The 4,945-nt window shown below is 47.0% G+C and carries 4 protein-coding genes; 1 reads left to right on the forward strand and 3 read right to left on the reverse strand.

From position 1 onward, the window contains the following. Nucleotides 1–153 precede the first annotated feature (153 nt). Nucleotides 154–1,146: an alpha/beta fold hydrolase gene (locus tag C7B77_RS23920; RefSeq protein ID WP_106310799.1), complete on the forward strand. Its 993-nt coding sequence runs from the start codon at nucleotides 154–156 to the stop codon at nucleotides 1,144–1,146. Between the two features lie 69 nt (nucleotides 1,147–1,215). Here the strand turns inward: C7B77_RS23920 and C7B77_RS23925 are convergent, their stop codons facing one another. From C7B77_RS23925 to ftsH3, 3 genes are all read right to left on the reverse strand, one after another. Continuing rightward, nucleotides 1,216–1,839 carry a CPP1-like family protein gene (locus C7B77_RS23925; RefSeq protein WP_106310802.1) on the reverse strand — a complete coding sequence of 208 codons (624 nt, stop codon included), beginning with the start codon at nucleotides 1,837–1,839 and terminating at the stop codon, nucleotides 1,216–1,218. Nucleotides 1,840–2,027: 188 nt separating this feature from the next. Then, nucleotides 2,028–2,606 carry a phosphatase PAP2 family protein gene (locus C7B77_RS23930; protein ID WP_106310805.1) on the reverse strand — a complete coding sequence of 193 codons (579 nt, stop codon included), beginning with the start codon at nucleotides 2,604–2,606 and terminating at the stop codon, nucleotides 2,028–2,030. 304 nt (nucleotides 2,607–2,910) lie between these two features. Next, nucleotides 2,911–4,758 (reverse strand): ATP-dependent zinc metalloprotease FtsH3, encoded by a 1,848-nt coding sequence (ftsH3, locus tag C7B77_RS23935; RefSeq protein ID WP_106310808.1) that lies wholly within the window; start codon nucleotides 4,756–4,758, stop codon nucleotides 2,911–2,913. Nucleotides 4,759–4,945 lie beyond the last annotated feature (187 nt).

Below are 4,945 nucleotides of genomic sequence, written 5' to 3' on the forward strand. Positions count from 1 at the left end.
GGGGGAAACTGGGAGAGGGGGAGATTGGGAACACTAGAAAAGGACGCTTGCGTTCAAACTTTCTATTCACTATTCACTATCCACTACCCTCTACCCTCTACCCTCTACTCTCTACTCACAGCAACTTACATTAATTTATTGCCATTATCGAGTATGTTTCTTAGCTTGTCACTCATTCAGATTGTCGAGATTGTCGGCCTTGCTGCTACGACACTCTATCATCAGATTGCTAGTTATCGCGATCGACGATCGCTGTTGCCGCCTGGTAAATTGGTAACTCTGAACGATCGAGGAGTGAGGCACATTTGCCTGCGCGGTACGGGGGAAATTACGGTTGTTGTCGATGCTAGTTTGGGTGGAGTGGAGGGATATTTATTAATCGATGAATTGGCCAAAATTACCAGAGTCTGTATTTACGATCGAGCTGGATATGGTTGGAGTTCTAGTTCGTCGCAACCGCGCACCAGTCAGCAAATTATTCATGAATTGGACGAACTATTAACTATCGCCGAAATTCACCCGCCGTATATTTTAGTAGGCGATTCTTTTGGTAGTTATAATTTGCGTTTATATGCCCATCGATATCCGGATCGACTGCGAGGTCTGGTGCTGACCGATGGTTTGCATGAGGATTCGATGCTAAATCTACCATTGAGCGTCGGATTACTCAAGGCATTTTTTACACTGAGTTTTGGATTTGTGGCGATCGGTGCGGCATTGGGCATTGTCAGAGTATTAGGTGAGATCGGCGTATTTGAATTAATTAAACCCGAACTAAAAAAAATCCCCGTACTCGATCGACAATATGTCAAAAGATCGTTTTATTTTGCTCGACATTGGCTGACGATGGGTCGAGAAATGTGGAATTTAGATACTAGCGGTCGTCAATTAAAAATAGCCAATCGTCTAGGCGATCTGCCGATCGTGAGTATTAAATCGCAAACTTTTTTGCGTCCGTTATTTGGTATTAAATTATTTTCTTTACCCGCAGCAGATCGGGTTCGCGATCGAATTCATCTCGCGCTGCTCCAATTATCTACCAACACACAGCAAGTTCAGGCCGATCGTAGCAGCCATTTTGTCTGGATCGACCAGCCAGAGACGATTGTGGCGGCTGTCGCCGATTTAGTGAAGAGAGCGAGTTAAGGCATCGCAAACACCCAACTTCTAGAAGCTAGGTATCTGTTCTTACCTTAAATTAGTTACTAACGTGAGTTACTTAGTAAAACTACTCGCCACCCATAACAGGATTAGAGTTAACAACCCAGCAAAAATCTCACCGCGAAGGCCAATTTGACTTACTGGGAGATGCGCGTAATTGACTAATAAATTAGCTACCACCGTACCGAGAACTAGAGCGAGCAGCGTGCCCAGGACTGCGCGCTTAAAACGACGTTGCTTTTGATTGATATAATAAAGGCTAAATCCAGCCCCAAAAGCGAGGATTGTCGGTAACATGCTATAAGCAATACTGGGTACTAATGTCGCGCCGCCTAGTACTGTATATACACCAGAAGTTGTTAAAAGCTGCGATTGACTCGGACGCTCGAAACTGTCCCCCAACCAGCTTGGAGAATTCGGCACGGATAAAGATGTGAATTTAGGAGCTGCGACGGGCAACTTCTCTGGAAATCTAATCCCTTCTGGCACCTTAATCTTACCTTGCTGACGCAGCTTGAGACGTTCCATTAAGATCGCATCATAGGCTGCTTCGATATTATCTTGTAACTGTCGATCGCCACCTAATTGGGCAATTACACGTTGTTTTGCAGCTTGAATCTCTTCAAAGGTGGCATCTTCTGATACACCTAGCTGCTCGTAAGGATTCTGCTGACTCATTCACAACCTCCGATCGATGGTCTCCACTACTTCTTACTCTAGACTGCTTTGGAAGTATCTGCCACTTTTTCCAGCAAATATTAAGAATATTGGCGGATACAAATTAGCTACTCAAAATTTAACCATTAATTGGGAATTAATATCCGATTTTGACAATTTTGTTACTGTTTAGCTAGCTCATGGCTAGTTTAGAACTCACCTTTAACTTGCAAGCCTAAGATCGTGTTGCCTTGAGCGTCTTGGCGAATCAGCGGAAACAGCAATAAACCGCGTTTTTGGCCGAGTTCGATTTCGCCGACTAAGTAACCCAAACCCGCACCAACTAAGACATCGATAACACGGTGGCGATTGAGATCGATCCGCGAATAGCCAATTAATGCTGCGCCGCCATACCAGAGGATCGCATAGTCGGGATGATAGTGACTTTGAACCCGCGCTAATGCAAAGGCAGTCGTAGCATGACAACTCGGGAAACTATCGAGTTCGCGTTCGTTATCGGGGCGCGGCGAGCTGATGACTCCTTTAAGTCCGTAACATAATGCGGCACTCGTACCGACGGCATCGATGATTCTGAGCGTACGTTGTCCGCCATCGGCTCCATCGGTAAGTAGTGGCAGTAACGAACCGCCACCAAGATATAAAATCGTACCTGGCCCCGAGACAAAATCAGAAAAACCGCGATTGGCCGTTTGGGCTTGGACGCTCGGTGTAATGCTCATGCCACTTACAACGATCGTTGCCGCAGCCAACTTATGTTTCCAAGACATAAATACCTCTATCCGGTTGTCTGTTGCATAATACCGCCTTTTGGATCGACTCGATCGCGATCGAGTGGATTTCGAGCGTTTGGCTCGATCGAAAATTAGGGTAGGGGCAATTCATGAATTGCCCCTACCCTAATTTTCGATTGATTATGTCAGCACCGATATTTATAACGGTGGTAATGTCTGAAACCTAGATGGTGGGCAGTGCCCACCCTACTTTATGGGCTTACTTTAGTAACTAGTCCGCGTAGGCGGACTTCGCAACATCAGCAGCGATTGAAATTGCTGTCATCTAGTAGTTAAGAATTTACGCGATCGCTGCCATTTTGACATCATTGGTAGCGAGTAAATCTTGAAGCTCGTCAGCATCGACGGTTTCTTTATCGACCAACATGTTAGCTAATTTGTCTAAGACTTGCTTGTTGCCGAGCAAGACATCCTTCGCCCGACGATAAGCTTCTGCTACTAAGTGGCTGACTTCATCATCGACGATCGCGGCAGTCTCTTCGGAGAAATCCCGTTCGGAGGCGATATCGCGACCAAGGAACATATTGCCTTGTTGACGACCTAGAGCTACGGGGCCGAGTTTTTCACTCATCCCGTACCGCATCACCATTTGACGGGCAACGCGAGCCACTTGTTGGAGGTCATTAGAAGCACCTGTGGTAACTTCTTCTTCCCCAAAGATGATTTCTTCGGCAATCCGACCGCCTAAAGCGACCGCCATTTGGTTTTGTAGGTAGGAACGGCTGTATAGGCCAGATTCCATCCGATCTTCACTAGGAGTAAACCAAGTTAGACCGCCAGCATTACCGCGTGGGATGATACTGATTTTTTGAACGGGGTCGTAGTCGGGCATTAAAGCACCAACTAGTGCGTGACCAGCTTCGTGATAAGCGACGAGGGTTTTGCGCTTCTCGCTCATAACGCGGTCTTTTTTCTCTGGCCCTGCCAATACCCGATCGATCGCATCGTTGACTTCATCCATAGAGATTTCGGTCAAGCTGCGACGTGCTGCGAGAATTGCGGCTTCGTTGAGAAGGTTGGATAAGTCCGCACCTGTAAAGCCAGGAGTCCGGCGGGAAATGCGTTCGAGATCGACGTCTTTGGCGAGTGTTTTGCCACGAGCGTGAACGTTGAGGATTTCGAGACGACCAGCGTAATCGGGACGATCGACGACAACTTGGCGATCGAAACGACCTGGGCGTAATAGTGCGGAATCGAGTACGTCAGGGCGGTTGGTAGCCGCGATAATAATAATCCCAGTATTGCCCTCAAATCCGTCCATCTCGGTCAGTAATTGGTTGAGCGTTTGTTCGCGCTCGTCGTTACCGCCACCTAAGCCTGCACCACGTTGACGACCCACTGCGTCGATTTCATCGATGAAGACGATACAAGGAGCTTGCGCTTTGGCTTGCTCGAACAAGTCGCGGACGCGGGATGCACCCACACCGACGAACATTTCGACGAATTCCGAACCGGAAATACTGAAGAATGGTACGCCTGCTTCGCCTGCAACAGCACGAGCCAAGAGGGTTTTACCAGTACCTGGAGGGCCTACTAACAAGACGCCTTTAGGAATTTTCGCACCGAGAGCGGTAAACCGATCGGCATTTTTGAGGAAGTCTACGACTTCATTGAGTTCCAATTTAGCTTGGTCGATCCCAGCAACGTCAGTAAATGTGACTTGGGTTTGTGGCTCCATTTGGACGCGGGCTTTGGATTTACCAAAGTTCATCGCTTGGTTGCCAGGGCCACTTTGGGCGCGACGGAGCAAGAAGAATAGACCGACTAGCAACAATACGGGGAAGAATAAGCTACTCAGAACGCGGAACCAGACGCTTTCATCATTCTGGGGCAGAACATAAATGTTACCCTTAACGTTTTCAGTCAGAATATTGACTAGTTGATTATCGTTGGGAGGTAGGTTAACCAGTGCTTTGGTACCGTCTTTAGCAGTTACCACCGCACGCGAGCGATCGGCACTCAAGCCGACATTCTCGATATCACCCTGCTTTACCTCTTGGATAAAGGTGCTATATTTTAATGTTTTTTGGGCTGGGGCTGGCTTTTCCAAGAAGGTAGTTGCCAGAGCGATCGCCACAACTGCCAGTAAGACGTATAGTCCGGCATTTCTCCACCGCTTATTATTCACTCGAAGGTTCTCCTATATTAGTATTTGATGACTGGTAACTGTTGACACTGCTTGGTTCTACCCATTTGCCAACCTTTGTTTCCTCCAGTTATGCACAATCGACAATTTACTGTATTTTTTCTTTCTATTAACTTATGTTAACCTTTCTCTCATTTTATTGATAGGGTTTTTTGAATAAAGTTGGGAG

Origin of the sequence: Chamaesiphon polymorphus CCALA 037 (assembly GCF_003003845.1) — a bacterium.
Lineage (GTDB): Bacteria > Cyanobacteriota > Cyanobacteriia > Cyanobacteriales > Chamaesiphonaceae > Chamaesiphon > Chamaesiphon polymorphus.

Excerpts from the sequence above, each read along its gene's own strand:
- C7B77_RS23920 (WP_106310799.1), top strand. The coding sequence starts at position 154 with ATGTTTCTTAGCTTGTCACTCATTCAGATTGTCGAGATTGTCGGCCTT.
- C7B77_RS23925 (WP_106310802.1), bottom strand. The coding sequence starts at position 1,839 with ATGAGTCAGCAGAATCCTTACGAGCAGCTAGGTGTATCAGAAGATGCC.
- C7B77_RS23930 (WP_106310805.1), bottom strand. The coding sequence starts at position 2,606 with ATGTCTTGGAAACATAAGTTGGCTGCGGCAACGATCGTTGTAAGTGGC.